This is a genomic window from Nocardioides sp. B-3, assembly GCF_024703895.1.
Lineage (GTDB): Bacteria > Actinomycetota > Actinomycetes > Propionibacteriales > Nocardioidaceae > Nocardioides.
The window spans coordinates 1413261-1436934 of record NZ_CP087968.1; the positions used below are offsets into that span (position 1 = coordinate 1413261).

At 70.5% G+C, this 23674-nt stretch carries 23 protein-coding genes, 1 tRNA gene and 6 pseudogenes; 6 read left to right on the plus strand and 24 right to left on the minus strand.

Features of this window, described 5'->3' with window-relative positions:
* Positions 1-92 precede the first annotated feature (92 nt).
* From LP418_RS09320 to LP418_RS09365, 9 genes and pseudogenes are all read right to left on the minus strand, one after another.
* A pseudogene (locus tag LP418_RS09320) lies at positions 93-758 on the minus strand (glycerophosphodiester phosphodiesterase); the annotation flags it as partial.
* A gap of 116 nt (positions 759-874) precedes the next feature.
* Complete coding sequence (locus tag LP418_RS09325) at positions 875-1096, minus strand: YdeI/OmpD-associated family protein (protein WP_257956072.1); 222 nt, start codon at positions 1094-1096, stop codon at positions 875-877.
* A complete protein-coding gene (locus LP418_RS09330; protein WP_257956073.1) occupies positions 1096-1413 on the minus strand; it encodes a YdeI/OmpD-associated family protein in 318 nt (105 codons plus the stop codon). Before LP418_RS09330 ends, LP418_RS09325 begins: the two co-directional genes overlap by 1 nt.
* Positions 1374-2216, minus strand: a complete 843-nt coding sequence (locus tag LP418_RS09335) for a hypothetical protein (protein ID WP_257956074.1) — start codon at positions 2214-2216, stop codon at positions 1374-1376. Before LP418_RS09335 ends, LP418_RS09330 begins: the two co-directional genes overlap by 40 nt.
* 74 nt (positions 2217-2290) lie before the next feature.
* A complete protein-coding gene (dmpG, locus tag LP418_RS09340; protein WP_336276047.1) occupies positions 2291-3148 on the minus strand; it encodes a 4-hydroxy-2-oxovalerate aldolase in 858 nt (285 codons plus the stop codon).
* Positions 3067-4290: an acetaldehyde dehydrogenase (acetylating) gene (locus LP418_RS32915; protein WP_442940150.1), complete on the minus strand. Its 1224-nt coding sequence runs from the start codon at positions 4288-4290 to the stop codon at positions 3067-3069. Before LP418_RS32915 ends, dmpG begins: the two co-directional genes overlap by 82 nt.
* Before the next feature lie 73 nt (positions 4291-4363).
* Entirely contained in the window at positions 4364-4540 is a 177-nt protein-coding gene (locus tag LP418_RS09355) for a fumarylacetoacetate hydrolase family protein (RefSeq protein ID WP_257956967.1), read from the minus strand.
* Positions 4541-5226: 686 nt separating this feature from the next.
* Positions 5227-5934, minus strand: a complete 708-nt coding sequence (locus LP418_RS09360; RefSeq protein ID WP_257956076.1) for an IclR family transcriptional regulator — start codon at positions 5932-5934, stop codon at positions 5227-5229.
* A 54-nt stretch (positions 5935-5988) separates the two neighbouring features.
* The gene (locus tag LP418_RS09365) at positions 5989-6471 is read right to left on the minus strand and encodes a MarR family winged helix-turn-helix transcriptional regulator (protein WP_257956077.1); all 483 of its coding nucleotides are present in this window, start codon (positions 6469-6471) and stop codon (positions 5989-5991) included.
* A gap of 112 nt (positions 6472-6583) precedes the next feature.
* On the opposite strand from LP418_RS09365, the pseudogene LP418_RS09370 reads away from it, so the two are divergent.
* Together LP418_RS09370 and LP418_RS32920 are read left to right on the plus strand one after the other, a co-directional pair.
* Positions 6584-7783: pseudogene (locus LP418_RS09370) on the plus strand (MFS transporter); the annotation flags it as partial.
* Between the two features lie 91 nt (positions 7784-7874).
* The gene (locus tag LP418_RS32920) at positions 7875-8264 is read left to right on the plus strand and encodes a cyclic nucleotide-binding domain-containing protein (RefSeq protein ID WP_442940247.1); all 390 of its coding nucleotides are present in this window, start codon (positions 7875-7877) and stop codon (positions 8262-8264) included.
* On the opposite strand, the gene LP418_RS09375 is transcribed toward LP418_RS32920, so the two are convergent.
* Positions 8254-9024, minus strand: a complete 771-nt coding sequence (locus tag LP418_RS09375) for a SurA N-terminal domain-containing protein (protein ID WP_257956079.1) — start codon at positions 9022-9024, stop codon at positions 8254-8256. The genes LP418_RS32920 and LP418_RS09375 overlap by 11 nt on opposite strands.
* 83 nt (positions 9025-9107) lie before the next feature.
* Between LP418_RS09375 and LP418_RS09380 the strand changes: the two genes are divergently transcribed.
* Positions 9108-9257 carry a DUF421 domain-containing protein gene (locus LP418_RS09380; protein WP_257956080.1) on the plus strand — a complete coding sequence of 50 codons (150 nt, stop codon included), beginning with the start codon at positions 9108-9110 and terminating at the stop codon, positions 9255-9257.
* 193 nt (positions 9258-9450) lie between these two features.
* Here LP418_RS09380 and LP418_RS09385 read toward each other — a convergent pair.
* The 8 genes and pseudogenes from LP418_RS09385 to topA all read right to left on the minus strand — a co-directional run bounded on the left by LP418_RS09385 (position 9451) and on the right by topA (position 17427).
* Positions 9451-9527, minus strand: a tRNA-Gln gene (locus tag LP418_RS09385).
* A gap of 72 nt (positions 9528-9599) precedes the next feature.
* Positions 9600-10037 carry a hypothetical protein gene (locus LP418_RS09390; RefSeq protein ID WP_257956081.1) on the minus strand — a complete coding sequence of 146 codons (438 nt, stop codon included), beginning with the start codon at positions 10035-10037 and terminating at the stop codon, positions 9600-9602.
* A 191-nt stretch (positions 10038-10228) separates the two neighbouring features.
* Positions 10229-11446, minus strand: coding sequence for an alpha/beta hydrolase (locus LP418_RS09395; RefSeq protein WP_257956082.1), 1218 nt, complete (start codon positions 11444-11446; stop codon positions 10229-10231).
* A 114-nt stretch (positions 11447-11560) separates the two neighbouring features.
* A complete protein-coding gene (locus tag LP418_RS30600) occupies positions 11561-12337 on the minus strand; it encodes a DNA polymerase III subunit delta' C-terminal domain-containing protein (protein ID WP_336276170.1) in 777 nt (258 codons plus the stop codon).
* 181 nt (positions 12338-12518) lie between these two features.
* Positions 12519-12971: pseudogene (locus LP418_RS30605) on the minus strand (DNA polymerase III subunit delta'); the annotation flags it as partial.
* Positions 12964-13590, minus strand: a complete 627-nt coding sequence (tmk, locus tag LP418_RS09405; RefSeq protein WP_257956083.1) for a dTMP kinase — start codon at positions 13588-13590, stop codon at positions 12964-12966. The gene tmk and the pseudogene LP418_RS30605, both read right to left, overlap by 8 nt.
* 255 nt (positions 13591-13845) lie before the next feature.
* Positions 13846-14589, minus strand: a complete 744-nt coding sequence (locus LP418_RS09410; protein ID WP_257956084.1) for an SGNH/GDSL hydrolase family protein — start codon at positions 14587-14589, stop codon at positions 13846-13848.
* Positions 14590-14753: 164 nt separating this feature from the next.
* Positions 14754-17427 (minus strand): annotated as a pseudogene (gene topA, locus LP418_RS09415) (type I DNA topoisomerase).
* 250 nt (positions 17428-17677) lie between these two features.
* On the opposite strand from topA, the gene LP418_RS09420 reads away from it, so the two are divergent.
* Together LP418_RS09420 and LP418_RS09425 are read left to right on the plus strand one after the other, a co-directional pair.
* On the plus strand, positions 17678-18484 hold the full coding sequence (locus LP418_RS09420) for a hypothetical protein (RefSeq protein ID WP_257956085.1): 807 nt from the start codon (positions 17678-17680) through the stop codon (positions 18482-18484).
* 102 nt (positions 18485-18586) lie between these two features.
* The gene (locus LP418_RS09425) at positions 18587-18901 is read left to right on the plus strand and encodes a DUF1330 domain-containing protein (protein WP_257956086.1); all 315 of its coding nucleotides are present in this window, start codon (positions 18587-18589) and stop codon (positions 18899-18901) included.
* Positions 18902-18914: 13 nt separating this feature from the next.
* On the opposite strand, the gene LP418_RS30610 is transcribed toward LP418_RS09425, so the two are convergent.
* Entirely contained in the window at positions 18915-19841 is a 927-nt protein-coding gene (locus tag LP418_RS30610; protein ID WP_336275949.1) for a methyltransferase, read from the minus strand.
* Positions 19814-20377: a DUF7059 domain-containing protein gene (locus LP418_RS30615; RefSeq protein ID WP_336275950.1), complete on the minus strand. Its 564-nt coding sequence runs from the start codon at positions 20375-20377 to the stop codon at positions 19814-19816. The genes LP418_RS30610 and LP418_RS30615 overlap by 28 nt, the downstream gene beginning before the upstream one ends.
* A gap of 94 nt (positions 20378-20471) precedes the next feature.
* Between LP418_RS30615 and LP418_RS09435 the strand changes: the two genes are divergently transcribed.
* A complete protein-coding gene (locus tag LP418_RS09435) occupies positions 20472-20900 on the plus strand; it encodes a hypothetical protein (protein ID WP_257956087.1) in 429 nt (142 codons plus the stop codon).
* Between the two features lie 40 nt (positions 20901-20940).
* Here the strand turns inward: LP418_RS09435 and LP418_RS09440 are convergent, their stop codons facing one another.
* The 4 genes and pseudogenes from LP418_RS09440 to LP418_RS09455 all read right to left on the minus strand — a co-directional run.
* Positions 20941-21162 (minus strand): hypothetical protein, encoded by a 222-nt coding sequence (locus LP418_RS09440; protein WP_257956088.1) that lies wholly within the window; start codon positions 21160-21162, stop codon positions 20941-20943.
* Positions 21163-21213: 51 nt separating this feature from the next.
* On the minus strand, positions 21214-21978 hold the full coding sequence (locus LP418_RS09445; RefSeq protein WP_257956089.1) for a sodium/proton-translocating pyrophosphatase: 765 nt from the start codon (positions 21976-21978) through the stop codon (positions 21214-21216).
* Positions 21977-23035, minus strand: a pseudogene (locus LP418_RS09450) (sodium/proton-translocating pyrophosphatase); the annotation flags it as partial. The gene LP418_RS09445 and the pseudogene LP418_RS09450, both read right to left, overlap by 2 nt.
* 88 nt (positions 23036-23123) lie before the next feature.
* Positions 23124-23300 (minus strand): annotated as a pseudogene (locus tag LP418_RS09455) (sodium/proton-translocating pyrophosphatase); the annotation flags it as partial.
* Between the last annotated feature and the right edge of the window lie 374 nt (positions 23301-23674).

Consider the following 23674-nt stretch of genomic DNA (forward strand, 5'->3'; position numbering starts at 1 on the left):
CGGACATCAGGGGCGAGGTAGGTAACTGGTTACCTACCCCGCTGGCGAGGCCCTCGGATCGAGCGAATTTGGTATCCACCTGGATACCAAGATCAACGAGCGAGGCCCGCCCACTGCGAGTAGGAACGCACGGACGGCGTCACCACCCCGTCGACCCCGAGCGACGCCAGCGCCTCCCACTGGGCCGGCGAGTCGGCGTAGCCACCGACGACCGGGATGCCCTTGCGATCCAGCCGTTTGACCCGCGACCTCGTGAGCGCCGAGGCGGGGGCGTTGTAGCCCTCGACGCGGCCCGGGGACGCGCGCACCTTGCGCCAGCCGCTGACGATCAGCTGGGTGTCGAGCTTCGGCTTGAGCCGGTGGACGCGCTCGAGCACGGTCAGGCGCAGCGACGAAATGGCGACCTGCTCGAAGACGGCCGAGTCCTTGAGCAGGTTGACGACCTCGCGGATCTGGGCGATCGACCAGTTGCTGCCCTTGAGCTCGATCATCAGCGAGGCACCGGTGGACTCGGCCCACTTCAGCAGCTCGCCGGCCGTGAGGATCGGCTGGCGCGACGTGTCCTCGCGACACTGACGCAGCAGGTCGCGCAGCGTCCACGACCCGATCGGGCCGGTGCAGTTGGTGGTGCGGCCGACGCCGCTGTCGTGGAGGACGACGAGCTTGTCGTCCTTGGTACGGCGAAGGTCGGTCTCGATCGCGGTCGCGCCGTCCGACAAGGCGCGCCCGAAGGCCGGCAGCGTGTTCTCGCCGAGGGTCCGGTCGGCGCCCCCCGGTGGGCGGTGATCGTGAAGTCGGGGTCGGCGAAGGCCGGCACCGAGAGGGGGTCAGCAGGAGGGCAAGGGCAAGCGCGCGGCGTACGAACACGGCAGAATCATGCCTGCCGCGCGGCCTCCGCCGCACGAGCCACCCACTTCGGCTCATCGCCGTAGCGCTGCGGCTTGATCAGCAGCCCCACCGCCGAGTCCTCGATCAGCTGCACCAGCCGGCTCTCGCGGGTCTCCTCGCGCTTCGCGCTGGCGACCCAGTTCTCGGCGATCTTGCGGTAGGAGGGCGTGGCGATCTCCCAGAACGCCGCGGCCGCGGGGTTCGCCATCAGCCGCTCGCGTTGCGAGAGTCCGACAGCAGGCCGCCGGCCTCGTAGGCATAGATCCCGCTGCGCTCGGGCGTCCTCTTCTCGTACGCCGCCGGGCCGGCGGGTCGCATGCGCCCCTCGGCGACGAGGCGCTCGACGTGCGCGATGTTGACGGCGCTCCAGATGCTGCTCGCCTTGCGCGGCGTCCAGCGCTGGCGCACCGCGTCCTCGTCGATCCGCTGGGCGACGCTGTCGATCCAGCCGAAGCACAGTGCCTCCGGGACCGCGTCGTGCCACGTCAGACCGCGGTCAGGGACGTGCTTCTTCTTGAGCCCCATCCAGAGCTCGGTGGCCGTCTCGTGGTTGTCCTCGAGCCACTCGCGGAACTCGGCGGCCGACGCGAAGAACGTCGCCGGCCGGTCCGGAGTGCCACCGGGAGTCCCGACCATGGCGGACGACTCAGGCGCGCCGTGACGCCGTGACGCGCGGCGCGTGTGCGAGGTCCGCGTTGGCGAGCAGGCCCCTGGACGGCACCGACGGTGCGGACCACCTCGCTCGCCTCGACCTTGTCCGCGTGGGTGTAGAGCGCGTGGTCGCCGATGGTCATGATGAGCACAGATCCGCGACGGTAGTCGAGTCGCACGGCCGTCTCTCGCAGCGACTCCACGAGCGCGCCGAGCACGGCCAGCACGCGGACGCCGACCTCCTGCAGGACCTCGGGATCGCTGGGCCCCATCGTCTCGTCGTGCACGAGTCCGACCGGGTGACCCTCGGCGGTGATGACCGCCGCCCAGTCGCTGGCGAGACCGACGGTGACGCGATCCGGGGCGCGGTCGATCGCGTCCTTGGCGTTGGTGATGGAGACCGCGACCAGCTCCGGTCGCTTCGTTCCCTGCATCTCGACCTCGGCCGTGATGCTCAGCTCAGGCGATTCACCCGAGACCCGGGCCGCAATGGCGAGATTGCTCAAGGTGCTGAGCCGCTCCAGACCGCCGAGCTCGAGCAGGTCGCCGATCTGGGCGCCCATCCGACAGGCATAGCGAAGCGTCGACGCGAGGTTGCCCCCGTCGCCGTCATCGCCCTCGACCGTGCCATCGGGCAACACGGCGAACCGCAACCGGTCCCGCTCGAACGACTCCATCAACATGCTCTCCCGAATCGCAAGTCCATCGCTGCATTGCCTCCCAGCAGCCCGAATCTATCCTCTGACGAGGCTCAGTGGGCATTTGGCAACGTCAACGGACGAAGCGACGAGGGCTCAGGAGGCAGCGCGCGGCGACGAGGTTGAGCGCGATGTCGACGATCATGTCCTCCCCGGCCGCCGACGAGCCCGCGGCGACCGACCTCGAGCAGCAGCTCGCGCGAGTCGACGCCGTAGCGCTCGGCCGCGGTCTCGGTGTGCCGCAGGAACGAGCCGTAGACGCCGGCGTACCCGAGGGTCAGCGTCTCCCGGTCGACCCGGACGGGCCGGTCCTGCAGCGGGCGGACCGGGTCCTCGGCGGCGTCCTGCAGCGCGAAGAGGTCGCAGCCGTGGTCCCAGCCGTTGAGGTCTGCGACCGCGATGAAGGGCTCGATCGGGCAGTTGCCGGCGCCGGCGCCGAGTCCGGTGAGGGACGCGTCGACGCGGGTGACGCCCTCCTCGACGGCGACCATCGAGTTGGCCACGGACAGCGAAAGGTTCTCGTGCGCGTGGATGCCGATCTCGGTCGCCGGGTCGAGCACGTCGCGGTAGGCGCGCATCCGCTCGCGTACCCCGTCCATCATCAGGCGACCGCCCGAGTCCGTGACGTAGACGCAGTGTGCGCCGTACGACTCCATCAGCTTGGCCTGACCTGCCAGCGTCGCGGCGTCGGCCATGTGGCTCATCATCAGGAAGCCGGAGACGTCCATGCCGAGCTCGCGGGCCGTCGCGATGTGCTGGGCCGAGACGTCGGCCTCCGTGCAGTGGGTGGCGACCCGGACCGAGCGGACTCCCATGCTGGAGGCGCGCTTCAGGTCCTCGATGGTGCCGATGCCGGGCAGCAGGAGCGTGGTGAGGCGCGCGTTGGTGATGTTCTCGGCGGCCGTCTCGATCCGTGGCCCAGTCGGTGTGCGAACCGGGACCGTAGTTGAGCGAGCCGCCGGAGAGGCCGTCGCCGTGCGAGACCTCGATGCCTCCGACGCCGGCCGCGTCCGAGGGCGGCGACGATCTCGCCGACCCGTCCCGGCTCGATGCGGTGGCGGATGGCGTGCATCCCGTCACGCAGGGTCACGTCCCGGATGAAGAGCTTCTTCATGCCGACACCTTCTTCTTGGTTGCGGCCATCGCTTCGGCCATGCGCAGGGCCGCGCTGGTCATGATGTCCGGGTTGCCGGCGTACGCCGGGAGGTAGTGGGCGGCGCCCTCGACCTCGAGGAACACCGACACCCGGTGGGTGACGGGCTGGTCGGTGAGCGTGTGCACGGGCTGGTCGACCGGCACCGGCACGACCTGCACCAACTGCTTGAGGCGGTAGCCCGGGACGTATGCCGACACCTGCTCGACCATCCGCTCCACCGACGCGCGGATCTCGTCGTGCGTCGCCTCGTCGGGGAGCGTTCACCAGCGCCAGCACGGTGTCGCGCATGATCAGCGGCGGCTCGGCCGGGTTGAGGATGATGATCGCCTTGCCGCGACCGGCGCCACCGACGGACTGGATGGCGTGGCTGGTGGTCTCGGTGAACTCGTCGATGTTGGCGCGGGTGCCGGGGCCGGCACTCTTCGAGGAGATCGACGCGACGATCTCGGCGTAGGGCACCGGCACGACCTGCGCGATCGCCGCGACGACCGGAATCGTGGCCCGGCCGCCGCAGGTGACCATGTTGACGTTGTCGGCGTCGACGTGGGCATCGAGGTTGACCGCGGGGATGACCATCGGGCCGATGGCGGCCGGTGTCAGGTCCACCATCTTCTTCCCGTACGCCGACAGCTTGGCCGCATTCGCGACGTGCGCCTTCGCCGAGGTCGCGTCGAAGACGATCTCGATCTCGTCGAAGCCGTCCATCGCGATCAGCCCGTCAACGCCGTCGGAGGTGATGGGTACGCCGAAGCGGGCCGCGCGCGCGAGGCCGTCGGAGTCGGGGTCGATGCCGACCATGGCGCCCATCTCGAGCGTCTCGGACAGGCGGAGCACCTTGATCATCAGGTCGGTGCCGATGTTGCCGGAGCCGATCACGGCCACCTTGGTCATACTCATGCGTGTACTCGCTTCGCTCCGTGCACGCATGAGGCACACGCGCTGTGTTGGATGATCTGCTCGCTTCGCTCGTTCATGCTTCATTCCCATCGTGGAAGGAGACGGACACGGAGCCGAGTCCGGAGATCTGGGCCTCGAACGTGTCACCGGCGGTGACGGGCACCATCGGACCGAGGGCGCCGGAGAGGATGACCTGCCCGGCCCGGAGCGGCTCGCCGAAGTCGCGAGCGGTGCGCGCCAGCCGGGCCAGCGCGTTGAGCGGGTCGCCGAGGCAGGCGGCCCCGTTGCCGGTGGAGACGAGCTCGCCGTTGCAGGGTCATGCTCATCTCGACGTCGACGGGCTCGACCTCGTCGAGGGTCTTCGAGTCGGCGCCGAGGACGTAGCGGGCACTCGACCCGTTGTCGGCGACGGTGTCGGCGAAGGTGATGTCCCAGCCGGCGATGCGGCTGTCGACGATCTCCAACGCGGGGACGACCTGCGCGACCGCTGCCCGGACCCGGGCGTCGTCGAGGTCGCCGTCGGCGAGGTCGGCACCGAGCACGAAGGCGACCTCGGCCTCGATCTTCGGCTGGAGCAGACCGTGGGTGGAGACGCTCGCGGCGTCGGGGTCGGTCATGTCGTCGAGCAGGACGCCGAAGTCCGGCTGGTCGACGCCGATCTGGGCCTGAACGGCCGGCGAGGTCAGGCCGACCTTGCGCCCGACGACGGTCGCCCCGGCGGCGACCCGCTTCGCGATGCCGGCGCGCTGGACGGCGTACGCCGCCTCGACATCGGCGCCGATCAGGTCGCGGACGGGTGGACAGGGGGTCAGCGTCTGCTGGGCGAGGTCGAGCCGCTCGGTCGCGGGCTGCACGTTGGTCGTGGTCACGTGCACACTGTGCCGCCGCAGGCCCGTGGAACCTCGCGTCAGGTTCCGGGTCACCGGAACACGAGTTTCAGCGGCGGGCAAGGGTCGCGGAGATGCCGCGCGCCGTGGCTCGCACCCGGTCGGCGTTGGCCTGCGGGTTGAAGCGGGTCACCGGCCCCGCGACGCTGACGGCCGCCACCGCTTCGCCGTCGAGGTCGAACACCGGGGCGCCGACGCAGACGAGCCCGAGGCGCGACTCCTCGAACTCGAAGGAGACGCCGGTCGTCCGCACTGGGCCAGCTGGCGGGCCAGGGATCCCGGGCGCGGTGACCGTGCGCGCCGTGTGCCGCTCCGGGCCCGCGGCCACCACCGACTCGAGCACGTCCCGGGGAGCGTGCGCCAGCAGGGCCTTGCCGACGGCGGTGCAGTAGAGCCCGAGCCGCCCGCCGGTCCGCGAGGGCGCGGTGACCCGGCGGCGGCCGCCGAGCTTGGCGATGTAGACGACGTCGGTCCCGTCGCGTACGCCGAGGTGGACCGTCTCGTTGATCTCTGCGCGCAGCTCCTCGAGGAACGGGGTGGCCACCTCGAGCAGGTCGCGCTCGACCGAGGCGCGCATGCCGAGCTCGAACATCAGCCGACCGAGCCGGTAGAGGTCGTCGCGCCGGTCCAGGAGGCCGGCCGCGACGAGGTCGCCGCAGACGCGGTGCAGCGTGCCCTTGGCCGAGCCGGTCCGGCGGCCGAGCTCGGCCAGCGTCACGCCCCGGTCGTCGGCGGTGAAGGCACGAAGCACCAGCACCGCCTTGCCCAGGACCGTGGACGTGCCGGGCCCCCGGGTGGGCGGGCACGGTCGTCATGCCTGCGGATCCGCCGCGACCCGACCTTCGGGATCGAGCTTGCCCGGGACTGCGGCCGTGATCTCCGCGAGCTGGTCGAGCTGCTCCTCGGTGAGCGCGTCGATCACGTGCTCGCGCACGGTCGCGACGTGACCCGGCGCGGTGGCGCGCACCTTGTCCCAACCGGCGTCTGTGAGTCGGGCGTTGGTGGCGCGAGCGTCGTCCGGACACGGGAACCGCTCGATCAGCCCGCGCTCCTCGAGCCGCCGCACGACGTGCGAGAGGCGGGGCAGTGTGGCGTTGGTCTGCGCGGCCGGGTGCGTCATCCGCCGCGTGCGCTCGGGCGCCTCCGAGAGCATTGCCAGCACGAAGTAGTCGAAGTGCGTCAGCTCCGCGTCGCGCCGCAGCTGCGAGTCGAGCACGCCCGGCAGCAGCTCCATCACGGCGGCGAACCGCACCCGGGCGGTCCGTTCCCGGTCGTCGAGCCAGCGCACGTCCATGAGTCGCTCCAGAGTTGTTCGGGTCCAGAAATTGCTGTCCACGTCAATGATTGCAGCAACAATCAATCGCGCGCCGACACCACGCAGCCGGGTTGAGCCCTACAGTCGCTCCATGGTGGGGGCTGCAAGGCGAAACCGACTGGGCGACGCCGCCGCAGCCTTCACGAGCAACGCCCGCAACCCTGACCTGCGCCGCGCCCAGCTCAGCTTCCTCGGCGCGTGGACCGCCGAGTGGGCCTTCACCGTCGGCCTCGGCATCGTCGCCTACCGCGACGGCGGCGCGGCCGCGCTCGGGCTGATCGGGCTGCTGAGGATGGTGCCGTCGGCCATCGCCGCCCCCTTGCTCTCACCCCTCGCCGACCGCGGTCGCCGCGAACGGGTGCTGATCGCGGTCTCGACCGTGCGCGGTGTCGCGACCGCCGCCGCGGCCGCGGTCGCCGCCTTCGCCGGTCCACCTGCGGTCGTCTACGCGCTGGCCGTGCTCTCGACCATCGCCGCCACCCTGTTCCGCCCGGCGCACTCCGCGCTGCTCCCCTCCCTGTGCCACACCGGGCACGAGCTCGCCAGCGCCAACGTCGTCCGCGGGTTCCTCGGCTCCGCCGCCACGCTCGTCGGGCCACTGCTCGCCGCCGTGCTGTTGTCGGTCACCGACGTCTGGGTCGTCTTCGCGGTGGCCGCCGCCTCGTCCCTGTGGGCCGCCGCCCTGCTGCTGCGGTTGTCGTACGACGCACCGCCCCGTCCGTCGTCAGCGGCCCGGCCCCGGCTGGTCCGGGAAGCCCTCGAGGGCATCACGGCGGTGGCAAAGGACCGGGACCCGGCCCTGATCCTCGGGCTCGCGGCGGCCCAGTCCTTCACCCGGGGCGCCCTGACCGTGCTGTCGGTGGTGGTCGCGATCGAGCTGCTCGGGACCGGCGAATCGGGCGTCGGCACGCTGATGACGGCCGTCGGGGTGGGCGCGGTGCTCGGCTCGCTCGCGGCCTCGTTGCTCGTCGGCACCGGGCGCCCGGGCGCGTGGTTCGCCGTCGGGGTCGCACTGTGGGGACTGCCGATCGCTCTCATCGGGGTCGTGCCGGGGCAGGCAGCGGCGCTCGGGCTGCTGGCGTTCGTCGGCGTCGGCAACGCGCTGATCGACGTCGCCGGCTTCACCCTGCTCGGACGGCTGGCACCCGACGAGGTGCTGGCCCGGATCTTCGGCGTGCTCGAGAGCCCGGTCGCGGTGTCCATCGGGATCGGCGCGATCGCCGCGTCCTCGGTGGTCGAGGCGGCCGGGCCCCGGGCGGCCCTCATCGGCATCGGGCTCGTTTGCCCGGTGCTGGCGATCGCGTCCCGGGTGGAGGCTGCGGAAGCTCGACGGCTCGGTGGGCGAGCACGACGTCGAGGTCGACCTGCTCCGCCGGGTGGCGATGCTGCGGACGCTGCCGCTGCCCTCGATCGAGCAGCTGGCTCGCGGCCTCGAGCCGGTGGACCTGCCGGCCGGGCACGTGGTGTTCGCGCAGGGCGACGTGGGCGAGTGCTACTACGTGATCGAGTCCGGCGAGGTCGACGTCATCGGCGACGGCCGGGTCGTCGCGACCCTCGGGGAGGGCGAGGGCTTCGGGGAGATCGCCCTGCTTCGCCGTACACGCAGGACCGCCGGCGTCGTGGCACGCAGCGACGTCCGGCTCCGTGCCCTGCTCTCGGACCGCTTCCTACCGGTCGTCCTCGGCTTCACGCCGAGCGCCCGCGAAGCGGCCGCCGAGGTGGACGCCTCGCTGGACCGATTCGCACCTGAGGACCCCGACCTCAGAGGTTGATCGTGATGTCGGCCTCCTCGCGGAGGTCGTCGACCGGGGCCTGCGCGACCTTGCCCTGCTGCTCGGACTTCGCCTGCTCGACGAGCTGCGGCTTGACCTTGGCATAGGGCGGAAGCTTCTGGCCCTGCTCGCCCATCTGGGCCTGCTGCTGCTTGGCCCGGTCGTAGATCTTGCGCAACTCCTGCTCGGTGGGCTCCGCATCGCCGGCCTCGTCGGCGATCAACAGGTCGATCACCATCTGCTGCTCGAGCTGGAGGCGGGCCTCTTCCTCGGTCGCGCCCTGCTTCTCCGGGGCGGCGATGAGCTCGTCGACCGAGCCGAGCTGGTTCTCCTCCGCGAGGGTGGCGAGCTCGTTGTCGACGTCCTCCTCGGTGACCGAGAGACCGCGCTCCTCCGCCTCCTGCGAGAGCAGCTCGGTGCTGACGAGGTTGTCGGCCGTCTGCTCCTTCAGGGCGTCCTCGTCGGGTGCCTGCCCGGTCGTCTGGGCCTGCGTGGCGGCCTGCTGGAACTGCGCCTCGTAGACCGGGACGAACTCGTCCTTGGTCACCTCTTCGCCGTTCACCTCCGCCACCACGTCGGGGATCCCCGCGAGGTCGGGGCCGCCTTCGGAGCTGGCCTTCTCGCTGGACTCGGACGTCGACTCCTCGGAGGCTCCGGCACTGCCGGAATCCTCGCCGCCGGCACCACAGGCACCCAGCGCGATCAGGGAGGCGGCCGGGGAGAGGCCGAGGACAGTTCGGTTTCGCTTGTTGTGAGTCATCCGCACCGACCGTACGGGCCGACCCTGAGCGACTCCTGAACGTAGGCTGTCATCCGTGCCCGAGAACGGATGACGATCCAGACGTGCACGAGGCTGCGCGCCAGCAGGGCATCCGCTGCCTGAGCGACATCGAGCTGTGCGTGCTCGAGACCGACGGTTCCTTCTCGTTCTTCACCCGCAACGACGGCGACGACAAGGACGGCGCCCCCGACCGCACGGACAAGCTGACCTAACCCCCACGGGGGTGGCATCGGGCTCCGGCCGATGGTTTCGTCGGCGCAACCCGCTGCCGGGGATGTGGTCCTTCCAGATGGTCGACACCTACGACGACGGCTACTACGCCGACCACAAGGCGCTGCACCAGCGCGCTCTCGACGAGCTCGGGCACACAGAAGGCCCCCGACCACCGGTCGAGGGCCTTCCCGGTGGAGCCGCCTGTCAGAATCGAACTGACGACCTAGTCATTACAGAGTGACTCGCTCTACCGACTGAGCTAAGGCGGCGTGCTGCCCGGCACAGTCGAGACCTGCCGGGCAACTGGAGAAGGATAACGCCAGAGCCGTCAGCGGGGAAAATCAGGTCAGCAGCCGTCGCGGTAGAGACCGGGACGGCGTCCCTTCGTGATCTCGATGAAGGTGACCGCCGCGTCGCTCGTGGGCTGGCCGTCGCGGGCGCTGGCGTCCGTCAGGAAGCCGAGCCAGCGGCGTTTGGCCCGGACGAAGTAGCCCCACTGCGAGAGGTCGTTCTGGCGCGGCCCGATGAGCCGATCGCCGTACGCCGCTGCCCGGGTCGGCGACACTGGCGCCGATCCCGATGCCCTGCTTGGTGCTGATGCCGTCGCCGAAGACGCCGATCGTGCCGACCGTGCCTTCGGTGTCGGCCTCGAAGCCCTGATAGACGTCGATCGACCTGCGCCACGGCTTGGTCGGCCAGATCGCCCGCGTGCCGCAGGAGGCGGTCTTCAGGTCGAGCACGAAGTAGCCGGACTCGGCGGCCGACTCCGTGGCTGTCACCGATGCGGACGGTGTCGAAGCGCCCGGGTGCGATGCGCACGTCGCCCCGCGCGGCAACGGTCTCGGCCGATGTCGGCGCCGGTGCGACCGGGGCCGCGGCGGCCACAGCACCGACGAGTGGCATGACGAACTTCTTGAGCATTGGAATCCCCCTCCATTGCGAATGAGCCCTCAGCCAAGCACAGAGGTGGTCAGCAGTCGGTGGGGTTGCCCGGCACGTCGCCGTCGAGGAGGTAGGACTCGATGGCGGTGTCGATGCACTCGTTGCCCGAGTTGTAGGCCGTGTGGCCATCGCCGTCACGACGCAGGAGTACGGCGGAGTCGAGCTGCGCGGCCAGCGCCTCGGCCCACTTCATCGGGGTCGCGGGGTCGCGGGTCGTGCCGACGACGAGGATCGGAGCGGCGCCCTCGCCACGGATCTCGATCGGCTCCTCGGTGGTCTCGCCCTGCGACCCACGGCAGGTCGTCAGCGACCGGGCGAAGATCGAGCCGAAGGTCGGTGAGGCCTCCTCGAAGGCGGGGACCTGCGAGGCCACCTTGCCGAAGCCGATGGACGAGGGGTCGTCGAGGCAGTTGATCGCGAAGATCGCCTCCGAGCTGTTGTCGGTGTAGCCCTCGGGGCCGCGCGAGGCGTAGAGGTCGGCGAGCTGCATCAACGCGGTGCCGCTGCCGTCGAGTGCGCCGCGGAGCGCGGTGCTGAGCAGGAACCAGTAGTCGCGGTTGTAGAGCGGCGTGACGATGCCGTAGAAGGCGTTGCCGATCTGCAGCTCGCGCTCACCGGCGGGCAGCGGGGCCTCCTCGATGTCGGCGAGCAGGCCGGAGATCGTGGCCGGGCCCCCGTCCACGGTGTCGCCGAGGAAGCAGGTGTCCGTGGTGTCGATGCAGTTCTGGATGTAGGCACGCAGGGCGGTCTCGAAGCCGGCCGCCTGCTCGAGACCGAGCTGGCGGTTGTCGAGCGACACGTCGACGGCACCGTCGAGGACGAGTCGCCCGACCCGGTCGGGGAACAGCTCGGCGTACGTTGCTCCCAGCTTGGTGCCGTAGGACGCGCCGAGGTAGGTCAGCGTCTCCTCGCGCAGCGCCGAGCGGAGGACGTCCAAGTCGCGGGCGGCCTCGATCGTGGAGACGTGGTTGACCTCATCGCCGCTGAGCTCGGCGCAGCCTCGGCCGAACTCGCGGGTGAGGGTGGCATAGGCCTTCGCCTCCTCGGCGGTGTCCGGGTTGGGGTCGGAGGAGAGGTAGACGTCGAGCTGGTCGTCGCTCACGCAGTCGATCGGGGCAGAGTCACCCGTGCCACGCGGGTCGAAGCCGATGATGTCGAAGGCCCGCAGCAGGGGCTCGCGGAACACCCGGCTGGCCGCGGCGGCGTAGTCGGTGCCGGGGGCACCCGGCCCGCCGGGGTTGACCACGAGGGCGCCCCCGGCTCTTGTCGCGCGCCGCCACCTTGAGCAGCGCCAGCTCGATCGTCACGCCGTCGGGCTCGGAGTAGCTGAGCGGCACCTCGAGGGTGGCGCACTCCGAAGTCACCCTCGCAGGACTCCCAGTCGAGCTGCTGGCCGTAGAACGGCTCGAGCTCGGGGGACGGCGCCGTGACCTCGACCGACTCGGACTCGGTGGGAGACGAGGTCGGGGACGGCGTCGACGTGGGCGGGCCCGAGGACGGCGGGTCGTCCCGGAAGCTGGCATAGGCCGCGGCCGGGGCAGCGATCGTGCCCGCCACCAACGCGATGACCACCACCCACACCAGGGATCTTCTTCACCGACCGGCTCCTCCCCGGCAGCCGCAGGGCCACCATCATCGACTCGAGCGCCGGGAGTGGCGGCACGTTGAACTCCAGCATCTGCTCCCGCGCGGTGAAGATCGCATCGATCATCCGCAACAGCTCCTCCGGCGTCGTCTGCCGGGTCAGCTGGTCGATCTCGGCGCGCATCTCCTCGTTGACCAGGGCGCCCGGCGCCCCGACGGACAGCGCGATCGCATCGCGGTAGACCGAGGTGAGGTCCATCAGGCACCGGTCGGCGACATCGAGGATCCGCCGCTTGGCCCGCGTCTTCTGGTCCTTCTCCAGCGCACTCAGCGCCGGGGAGTACTCCCGCGGACGCCTGCCGCGCTCGAACACGCCGTACGCCGAATCGAGGTCCTGCTTCTCGCGCAGGTCGAGCTCCTTGGTGATCGCCTCGGCCTCGTCCTTCGCGATCTCGCTGACGTTGGTGGCGGCCTGCATGCAGGCGCCGACCGTGGTCAGCCGGGCCGGGATCTGCACGACCCGGCGTCGTCGGAGGCGGGTCTCCCTCGTCACGGGCCAGCGCCCGCGCGCGACCGATGTGGCCCCCGGCTGGCACGGGCCCGCGCTGGCGGCGAGCTCGGGACCGACACCGAGGGTGCGGACCGGGGAACGCCGCGACGTCGGCGGCGGGCGGCGTGGTCAGGGTGACGAGACGACAGCGAGAGCGGATCGTCGGCAGCACGTCTTCCACGGTCGGCGCGCAGAGCAGCCACACGGTGCGGGCGGTCGGCTCCTCGATCGCCTTGAGCAGGGCGTTGCACGCCTGCTCGGTCAGCCGGTCGGAGTCCTCGACGATCATGATCGACCAGCGATCGCCGGCGGGTGCGAGACCGGCGCTCCGCACCGGGTCGCGGACCTCGGCAACGCCGATCGTGAGCTTCTCGGTGCGCACGACCCGGACGTCGGCGTGCGAGCCTGCCATCACCGTGTGGCACGACTTGCAGTGCCCGCAGCCGGTGCCGGTCTCGCACTGCAGCGCGGCAGCGAACGCGATCGCGGCGTTGGAGCGACCGGACCCGGGCGGGCCGGTGAACAGCCGGGCGTGCGTCATCCCGTCACCGCCGGCGGCACGCTGGAGGCTCTCGATCACCGGGCGCTGGCCGACGAGGTCGTCCCACACCGGCCGCGCCTGCTGGGTGTCAGCCATCGAGCATCCCCAGCACTCGCGCCCGGATGGCGGCGGCGATCTCGTCGACCGGCGCGCGGTCGAGCACGAGGTAGTGGTCGGGGTCGGCGGCGGCCGTGTCGAGGAAGCCCTGTTGCACGCGCTGGTGGAACTCCAGCGACTCGCCCTCGATCCGGTCGCGCTCCTCGAAGCGGCCCAGCCCGGTCTGCGGCGCCGGGTCCAGCACCACCGTCAGGTGGGGGCGCAGGTCCGCGGTCGCCCAGCGGTTGACGTGCTCCACCTCGGCCACGACGAGGTCGCGGCCGGCGCCCCGGTAGGCCAGCGCGGAGTCGACGTAGCGGTCGGTGATCACGACCTCGCCCCGCGCCAGCGCCGGAAGGACGACGGTGTCGACGTGCTCGGCCTTGTCCGCGGCGTACAGCAGGACCTCGGTGCGGTGCGAGAGCTCACCCGTGGAGGGGCTGAGGACGATCTGGCGCAGGGCCTTGCCGACCTCGGTGTCGCCGGGCTCGAAGGTGAGCAGGACCGTGTGACCGGCGACCTCGAGGGTGTCCTTGAGCAGGCGCGACTGGGTGGACTTGCCAGCCCCCTCGCCGCCCTCGAAGCAGACGAACAGCCCGCTGTCGGCGTACACCCTCATGCTCATGCACGTACTCGCTTCGCTCCGTGCGCGCATGAGGCACGTGTCGCACTGTGTCTGACTGTTCGCTCGCTTCGCTCGCTCACGCGCACACCCTACGGGCGAGCACCGACGGCCGACGTGGCGATCTCGTCGGGGGCCACGACGCGAGGTTGCCACCCGGATGTATTTCCACTCGAGCGAGTGGAAATGCAGGCGGCGAGCGACGCTCTCACGCTCACGCCCCGATGGACTTCCACTCGCTGGAGTGGAAGTTCAGGCGGCTTGTCGGCGCTGCCTCGAGCTGAGGCTCCGCCTCAGGAGTTGTGTCCGGGCCTGATCGTCGCGGTCACCGCACCGGCGTAGGCCTCGTAGCCCAGCAGGTTCGGGTGGAAGGCACCCGGGTCGAACGCCCCCAGCAGCCACGGGTCGGGGAGCGTTGACGCCGTGGCCGACGAACCTGTCGGTGACGTCCACGAAGTCGAATCCGTGTCCAGCCGCGGCCGCAGCCACGACGTTGTTGAGCTGGTCAGCACCCTCGTTGAGGACTTGCTGCTCCGCGGGTGACGCACCGAGGTAGGCGCCGCACTCGGGAGAGAAGAGCCGCGCGTAGCCCGTGACCACGACCCGGGCGCCGGGTGCCGCGGCCGCGATCTGGTCGTGCAGGGCGTCGAGGAGGCCGGGCAGGACGGTGCCGATCCGGCCCCGCACCAGTGCCGCTGCACCGGCGCACTGCGCATCGGTCCCGCCGAGGCAGGCCGTGACCGCCTGCGACCAGCCGATGTCGTTGCCGCCGATGCTGAGCAGCACCAGATCCGTGTCGGCGTCGAGGGCACTGAGCTGACCGCCCGCGACCAGTGAGGTCGTGGTCGCGCCCGCACACGCAACGAAGTCGTCGAGCTCGAGCCGGGCACGACCGTCCACGAGCACGCCGTACGCCGACTGCGACCGGGCACAGGCGCCGGAGCTCGGGTCGTACGGCGGTGCGCCGACGCCCGAGCCGTAGGAATCTCCGAGCACGTCGTACTGCGTGCGGGGCGGCCCCCGCCGCCGTGGCGGAGGTGGCGCCGATGAACGGGACAAGGAGGAGCAGGGCGACGACCGTGGAGCGCAGACGGATGCTCATCCGTCGGACGCTACGACCGTCGGCCCGGCGCCGCCACCCCCACGAGGGGGATCCCCGCTCAGGCCTTCTTGGTCGCCGTCTTCTTCGCGGCCGGCGCCTTCTTCGTCGTGGCCTTCTTGACCGTCGTCTTCTTGGCGGTGGTCTTCTTGGCCGCCTTCTTGGCCGGCGCCTTCTTCGCGCCCTTCTTGGCGGCCTTCTTCGCGGGGCCCTTGTCCCGACGCTCCTGCAGCAGCTCGGCGGCGCGCTCGATCGTGATCGACTCGACGGTGTCGTCCTTGCGCAGGGTGGCGTTGTACTCGCCGTCCGTGACGTACTCCCCGAAGCGACCGGCCTTGACGACCACCGGCTGACCCGAGACCGGGTCGGGCCCGAGCTCCTTGAGCGGCGCCACGGCCGCACCGCGACCACGCTGCTTGGGCTGGGCGTAGATCGCCAGCGCCCGGTCGAGCGTGATGTCGAAGATCTGGTCCTCGTGGGTCAGCGACCGGGAGTCGGTGCCGCGCTTGAGGTAGGGGCCGTAGCGGCCGTTCTGCGCGGTGATCTGCTCGCCGTCCTCGCCGGCACCGACGACGCGGGGCAGCTCGAGCAGCTTGACCGCCTCCTCGAGCGAGACCGTGTCGAGCGACATCGACTTGAACAGCGAGCCCGTGCGCGGCTTGGCCGACTTGGGTGCGTCCTCGGGCAGCACCTCGGTGACATAGGGGCCGAAGCGGCCGTTCTTGGCCACGATCTCCAGCCCCGTCTCCGGGTGGGTGCCGAGCACGGCCTCCTCGCCCGCCGGGTTGGCGAGCAGCTCGCGGGCCTTGGCCAGCGTCAGCTCGTCGGGCGGCAGGTCGTCGGGGACGTTGGCACGCACGAGCGCGCCCCTCGTCGCCTTCGGGGCCGGGGCCCTCGACGTACGGGCCATAACGACCGACGCGCAGGTCGATGCCCTCGCCGATCGGGAAGGTCGCGAGCTCCTTGGCGTCGATGTCGCCGAGCTCGTTGACCAGCGTGTGCAGGCCCTCGATCTCGCCGCCACCGAAGTAGAACTCGGCCAGCTCGGTCTTGCGGTCGCGGCGACCGCCGGCGATGTCGTCGAGGACGTCTTCCATGCGGGCGGTGAACTCGTAGGAGATCTGCCGCGGGAAGTGGTTCTCGAGCAGTCGCACGACGGAGAACGCCAGCCGAGCCGGCACCAGCGCCGAGCCCTTCTTGTAGACGTAGCCGCGGTTGACGATGGTGCCCATGATCGATGCGTACGTCGACGGGCGGCCGATCTCGCGCTCTTCGAGCTCCTTGATCAGCGTCGGCTCGGTGTAGCGGGCCGGCGGCTTCGTCTCGTGGCCCGCGGCTCGGACGGAGGCGGCCGAGACGGCCTCACCCTCGGTCAGGTTGGGCAGACGGGTCTCCCGGTCGTCTCGTTGCGAGGAGTCGTCGGTGCCCTCGACGTAGGCCTTGAGGAACCCGTGGAAGGTGATGACGCGACCGCTCGCGGAGAAGACGGCGTCCTCGCCGGTCGAGGCGGCGCCGCCGATGCGGATCGACACGGACTGGCCGGTGGCGTCCTTCATCTGCGAGGCGACGGTGCGCATCCAGACGAGCTCGTAGAGGCGGAACTGGTCGCCGGTCAGGCCGGTCTGCGCGGGCGTGCGGAAGAAGTCGCCGGCCGGGCGGATCGCCTCGTGTGCCTCCTGCGCGTTCTTGACCTTGGAGGCGTAGGTGCGCGGGGCGTCGGGGACGTACTCGGCGCCGTACAGCTCGAGAACCCGGGCCCGGGCGGCGTTGATGGCCGTGCCCGACAGCGTGGTCGAGTCGGTACGCATGTAGGTGATGTAGCCGCCCTCGTAGAGGCGCTGCGCGACCGACATCGTGACGCTGGAGCTCATGCCGAGCTTGCGTCCGGCCTCCTGCTGGAGGGTGGTGGTGCGGAAGGGCGCGTAGGGCGAGCGGCGGTAGGGCTTGGACTCGACCGAGCGGACGTCGTACGTCGAGTCCGCGAGCGCCGCCACGAGGGCCTCGGCGCGGGCGCGGTCGAGGTGGACGATGCCGTCCTTCTTGAGCACGCCGTCCCGGCCGAAGTCGGCACCGCGAGCGACTCGGGCGCCGTCGAGGGAGTGCAGCTTGGCCGGGAACATCCGCTGCTCGTGCGAGCTGCCGGCGTCGAAGGTGCCTTCGAGGTCCCAGTAGGAGGCGACCTTGAACTTCATCCGCTCGCGCTCGCGGTCGACCACGAGTCTCGTTGCGACGGACTGCACGCGGCCGGCGGACAGGCCGGACATGACCTTGCGCCAGAGGACGGGCGAGACCTCGTAGCCGTAGAGGCGGTCGAGGATGCGGCGCGTCTCCCGGGCCTCGACGAGGTCCATGTCCAGCTCACGGGGGGCATCGGCTGCGGCGAGGATCGCGGACTTGGTGATCTCGTGGAAGACCATCCGCTTGACCGGGATGCCCTTGGGCGCGAGCTCGTCGAGGAGGTGCCGGGCAATGGCCTCACCCTCGCGGTCCTCATCGGTGGCGAGGTAGAGCTCGTCGGCGTCCTTGAGCAGCTTCTTCAGCTTCGCGATGTGACTCTTCTTGTCACGCGGCACGACGTAGTAGGGCTCGAAGCCGTTGTCGACGTCGACGGCCAGCCGGCCCCGGGGCTTGTCCTTGATCTTGGCCGGCGTGTCAGCAGCGTTGTTCGGCAGGTCGCGGATATGACCGATGGACGACTCGACGACATACCCGTTGCCGAGGTAGCCGCCGATCATCTGCGCCTTCTTGGGCGACTCGACGATGACGAGCTTGTGTGCCACGTGCGTTTCTCCTGCTCCCCGGTGCCTTGGATCCACGGTGCCCGGACCCCAGTGCGCGGCCACCGTAGCGCGTGAAAACCAGTCCGCCACTCCCGATGGCCCCTGTGGATGGACGGCATGGAGGGCGGGCTGTGGATAACCGAACCCGAATGTCGGTCTGCGCTGCCAGCGTGACAGACCACCTCAACCACACGAAGGAGCACCCATGTACGACCACTATGACGACCACTATCCGTTCCCGGGGTACGCCCCGGACGAGGCGTACACCCAGCCCGGGATCGACATCGCCGACCGTCTCAGCCATCTCGTCTTCGTCGACGGCCGGCTCGTCGACGCGTGGAGCGAGGACGTGCGCCGCACCCGTTGGGAGCGGCATGCCGAGCGGTTCGACGAGGAGCGCCGCCCTCGCGTGGTGCAGTCGCCTCCGCCGCCGCCCCGTCACGAGCAGGTCCTCGAGTGGCTCGACTCCGTCGTCGGCGGCCGGGAAGCTGTGCTTGCCCTCGGCACCGCGGTGTCCCACGTCCCGATGCTGCGTGGCGTGGTCGATCCGGTCGCGGACGAGCCGTGGCTGATCGTCGACGAGCTGCTCGGCGACCTCTGCTCTTCCCTGCTCTCTCCCGACCTCGAAGCGCCGATGCGGCGCTGCCTCCTGCTGCTGCGCGAGCGCTGTCGGTCGTTGCCCGAGCGGTCGACGCCCGACCGGATCGCCGCGGGCGTCGCCCGGGTGGTGGGCAAGGCCAACGCGGCCATCGGCCCCGACGGACCGGTCACGCAGCTCAGCATCGCCGCCCAGCTCGGCGTGGCCAGCCTGAACGCCTGCGGCAACAACGTCGTGGGCCATGTCCGCCGCGTCGGCTGGCCGAGCCCGCGTCCGTGGGGCAGCGACTGCCCGCCGTTGCTGGCCACCGGCCGGGCCGAGCTGCTGTCGGCACGCACCGTCGCCGATCTCGTGGAGCTGCGCGACCGGGCCCTCGACGATCAGGCGGGCTCGGCTGCTGCCGTCGGCCCATGACCTCACGCGTCATGGTGTGACGGCGGATCCCGCCTCGACAGTGGAGACATCCACATCGAGCAGAGGAGCACACCATGACGGCCTACGCGATTGCCTACCTGCGTGACGTCGACTTCGGCGACGAGATCATCGAGTACCTCTCCCGCATCGACGCCACGTTGGCCCTCTTCGGCGGGCGCTTCCCCGGTCCACGGCGGCGAGGTCGACGGCGTGGAAGGCGTGTGGGACGGCGACGTGATCGTCATCGAGTTCCCCGATCGCGAGACCGCTCGCGCGTGGTACGACTCGGCGATCTACCGGGCCATCCTGCCGCTGCGCACCGAGCACTCCAACGGCATCGCGGCCATCGTCGGTGGCGTGCCCCGGGGCTACCGGGCCACCGACGGGCTCGCCGCGATGCTGGCGTCTTCGACCTGAGTCTTCAGAAGACTCAGGTCGAAAGGAAGCCCTCGTCGACCAGCTCGCGCACGACCGGAAGGTAGGTCTCGCGCAGCTGCTCGGCGTCGCCCTCGGTGAGGTCGGCGACCGCGTCGAGGATCTGGCCGGCCGTCAGGTCGCCGTCGCTGGCCCCGATCAGGGCGGCCTCCACGGTGTCGACCTGACGGGCACGACGGAACCCGCGCTGCTGACGGACCACGATCGTGGCCGGGTCCTCGGCGCCGGGTGCGCCTTGGGTCTCCTGCATCACGTCCTCCCCGGCGACGAGGTGCGAGTCCGTGTCGACGAGGGTGTCGATCGCGGTGAAGTGGTCCGTGATCGCCGGCCCGATCGGCTGCTCGACGTCGTAGCGCCACTCCTCGAGCCGATGCCGGCCGGTGCCACCCGCCCGGACGTTGATCCAGCCGAACCCGACACCCTCGATCCCCTGCTCGTCGAACCACGACAGCCGGGTGTCGTAGCGGTGCGGGTAGTGCGGGGTGCCGTGCACGCCCTCGTCCTTGAGCCACATCTCGACGTACTCGCTCGGGTCGATGACCTCGCGCTGGATGACCAGCGCATCGCAGTCGTCGGTCAGCCAGGACCCCAGCCGCTCGTCCCAGTCGGTGCCGCGCACGATCGACCAGTTGGCCGGGACTGGGCACAGCCCGTGCTCGGTCAGGTGGTCGGGCGCAGCGCGGACGATGTCCTCCACCACCCGGTCGCCCGGCAGACCGGAGTCGCGGTAGACCAGTCGCTCGCCGGTCGCGGGGCTGATCACGAAGGGCGGGTTCGTCGCGATCAGGTCGAACCTCTCACCCTCCACCGGCTCGAAGAAGGAGCCCTCGCGCACGTCCACCTCGACACCGTTGAGCACCGCGTTGAAGCGCGTCATCCAGAGCGCCCGCCGGTTCACATCGGTCGCGACGACGTCACGCACATGCGTCGCGAGGTGCAGCGCTTGTACGCCGCAACCCGTCCCGAGGTCCGGGGGCGCGACCGACTCCGTCGCGGACGGTCAGCTGAGCCAGCGAGGTCGACGCGCTGGAGATGCCGAGCACGTGGTCGGAGCCGACCCGCATGGGCGCCCCGTCGAGGCCGGGCGTCAGGTCGGAGACGACCCACAGGTCGACGTCGTCGCTGGAGTAGGGCCGGCAGTCCATCCGGGCCGCGACCTCGCCGACGCTCTGCTCCAGCAGGCCGGCGTTGCACAGTCGATCGACCCGGGCCCGGCAGGGCCCGCTCGGCCTCGGCGTGCGAGGTCGGCGTCTGGAGCAGGAAGAGCCGTGTCAGCGTGCTCAGTGCGGAACCGTCCGCGGTTCGCCGTACGCCCGGAGTGGTCTCGTTGCGGCTCAGCGCCCGGTGCCCCCGGTCACCCAGCACCTCGGCCACCGCGTCGTAGGTGAACTCCGCGGCCACGAGGGCAGCGCGCAGGTCGATCGCCGGGGAGAGCTCAGGTGCAACGTCGCCGGTCATGGCCACAGTCTTCCAGCGCGCAACTGGGCACCGTCGTTGAGTACGGCGACGCACGCGCCCACACGGCAGGCGCCCGCACCATGAGGCCATGCCCGTGACCCAGAACCGCCGCTCCCTCCTGCTGACGTGCCCGGCGCTGATGACGATCAGCGCATCGGCGGTGCTGGGCGTGACCCTCGTGGCCATGCTGTTCGTGGGCTGGTTCGCCCCGGCCATCCCCATCATCACGGTGGCCGTGGTCCACCTCTACCGACTGACGATCCGCTCGTCGTCGTCGTACGAAGGCCGAGTGGTGGCGCGGGAGGTCGGGGCTGGCGCCCCGGCGATCGCCGCAGGCCCGGGCACCCGGATCTCCGTGTTCGTCGTGGGCCTGTGGGCCGAGATCCTGCCCCCCGGACTTGGGACACGAGGAGCATCCGATGTTCGGGACCTACCCGTACGCCGACGCGTGGACGGCCGGCGGAGCCGGCGTGGCGCTCCCGGTCGTGCCGGCGACCCGGGTGGCTCTTGCGTCGCACCGTGACCTGATCTGCTCCCCTTCGTGCGTTGTTCGGTCCTCGCGTTCACTCCCGCTCGTGGTAGCCGGTCACGGGTTCAGACAGGCGGACCCGTAGGCCGCTGAGCCAGAAGTCGTGGTTGAAGGCGAGCAGCCCATCGGCCCGGCCCGGCCCGAGCTGGGCGAGCCACCACTCGAGCGCCTCGCTGTCGAACTCGCGATCGGGGTCGGGCAGGAAATCGCCCCAGTTGCCCAGCAAGTTGACCTCGTACCGCTCGCGACACAGCACGACGAAGGCCCGCCGGACCGATCCGGCGGGCCTTCGACGTACTGGTGTTGATCAGGTGGTGGCGTGCGGGGCCATCGCCGAGGAGCCGGTGTTGTCACCGTCGTCGCTGATCGAGACCTCGCGCTGCTTGGAGACGTAGATCGCGGCGGCGATGATGGCGACCGCGACGACGGCGATGATGATCCGCAGCGCGTCGTTCTGGTCATCGCCCACGCTCATGGAGACAACCGCGCTCGCGATGAGCAGCGAGACGAGGTTCATCACCTTGATCAGCGGGTTGATGGCCGGGCCGGCGGTGTCCTTGAACGGGTCGCCGACGGTGTCACCGATGATGGTGGCCTCGTGGGCGAGCGAGCCCTTGCCGCCGTGGTGACCGTCCTCGACGAGCTTCTTGGCGTTGTCCCGGGCGCCACCCGCGTTGGCCGGGAAGACGGCCATCAGGGTGCCGGTGCCGATCGCGCCGGCGAGGAAGCCCGCCAGTGCGGTGGCGCCGAGGCCGAAGCCGACCGCGATGGGAGCCAGCACTGCCGGGATGCCGGGCGTCACGAGCTCGCGCAGCGAGTCCTTGGTGACGATGTCGACGACCTTGCCGTACTCCGGACGACCGGTGCCCTCCATGATCCCGGGGATCTCCCGGAACTGGCGGCGGACCTCGTAGACGACCGCTCCCGCGGCTCGGGCGACGGCGTTGATCGCCGGGCCGGAGAAGAGGAAGACGACGCACGCGCCGAGCAGGACGCCGACCCGGGACGGCCGGGTTGAAGACGTCGAACTGCAAGAACTCGTCCTGCGCCGGGTTGGCCTCGACCAAGGCATCGAACACCGAGGTCGCGTAGGAGCCGAACAAGGCGGTCGCGGCGAGCACGGCCGTCGCGATCGCGATGCCCTTGGTGATCGCCTTGGTGGTGTTGCCGACCGCGTCGAGCTCGGTCAGGATCTGCGCGCCCTCCGGACTGACGTCACCCGACATCTCGGCGATGCCCTGTGCGTTGTCGGAGACCGGACCGAAGGTGTCCATCGCCACGATCACGCCGACCGTGGTCAGCAGGCCACAACCGGCGAGCGCCACCGCGAACAGCGACACGGTGAGCGCGGCGCCGCCGAGCAGGTAGGCGCCGAACACGGCCGCTCCGATGACCAGCGTGGTGTAGACCGCGGACTCGAAGCCGACCGAGAGACCCGCGAGGATCACCGTGGCCGCACCGGTGAGCGAGGTCTTGCCGACGTCCTTGACGGGGCGGTGCTCCGTGCCGGTGTAGTAGCCGGTGAGCGCCAGGATGCCTGCCGACATCACGATGCCGATGACGACGGCGGACGCAGCGATGAACCGCGGATCGCCCTCGGCGTCGATGAGCGCGTCGGAGATGTTGGTGAACTCGGCGAAGCTGCTGGGCAGGTAGACGTAGGCCAGCACGACGCTGGCCACCGCCGCGATGCCCGAGGAGAGGTAGAACGATCGGTTGATCGTCTTCAGCCCGTTCTCGCCCGCCTTGGGCTTGGTGAGGTAGACACCCGCGACCGCGGTGAGGGCGCCGATGGCCGGGATCAGCAGCGGGAACACGAGACCCTTGTCGCCGAAGGCCTGCGAACCGAGGATCAGGGCGGCGACCAGCGTCACGGCGTACGACTCGAAGAGGTCTGCAGCCATGCCGGCACAGTCGCCGACGTTGTCGCCGACGTTGTCGGCGATGGTGGCGGCGTTGCGCGGGTCGTCCTCGGGGATGCCCTGCTCGACCTTGCCGACCGTGTCCGCACCGACGTCGGCAGCCTTGGTGAAGATGCCACCGCCGACTCGCATGAACATGGCGAGCAGCGCGGCACCGAAGCCGAAGCCCTCGAGCACGTCGGGGGCCGTGTCCCGGAAGACAAGCACGACGAGGCTGGCACCGAGCAGGCCCCGGGCCGACGGTGAGCATGCCGACCATGGCGCCGGTGCGCAGACCGATCGTCATGGCGGGCTCGCGACCGATGCTGTCGGCAGCGGCCGCCACCCGGAGGTTGGCGCGCACGGCGAGGTTCATGCCGAGATAGCCGACCGCGGACGAGAAGCCGGCACCGACGAGGAAGAACACGGAACGGAAGATGCGCACGGTCGTGTCGTCTGCCGGCAGCACGAGCAACGCGAAGAACGCGATCACCGCGAAGATGCCTAGGGTGCGGAACTGCCGGGTCAGATAGGCGTTGGCGCCTTCTCCGGACGGCTAGGGCGATGGTCTTCATGTTGTCGGTGCCTTCACCGGCGGCCAACACCTGCTTCCGGAACACCACGGCCATCGCGAGCGCGCCGAGCGCGATCGCGAGGACGACGATGACCAGAAGCTGGTTGGTGCCAGTGAGCGTCACGACAGCGGGAACGATCCCGGTCATGTGCGTCCTCCCGGGAGTGGTACGTCTAAGTACGAACGCGCGGGAGTCTACGCACCTGTGACCCGGATCACGCGGCGGCCGTGCCGCACATCACACCTGGTCCGGGCGCGTCGCAACAACCGCGTCCCGCCGTACGGCGAAGCGC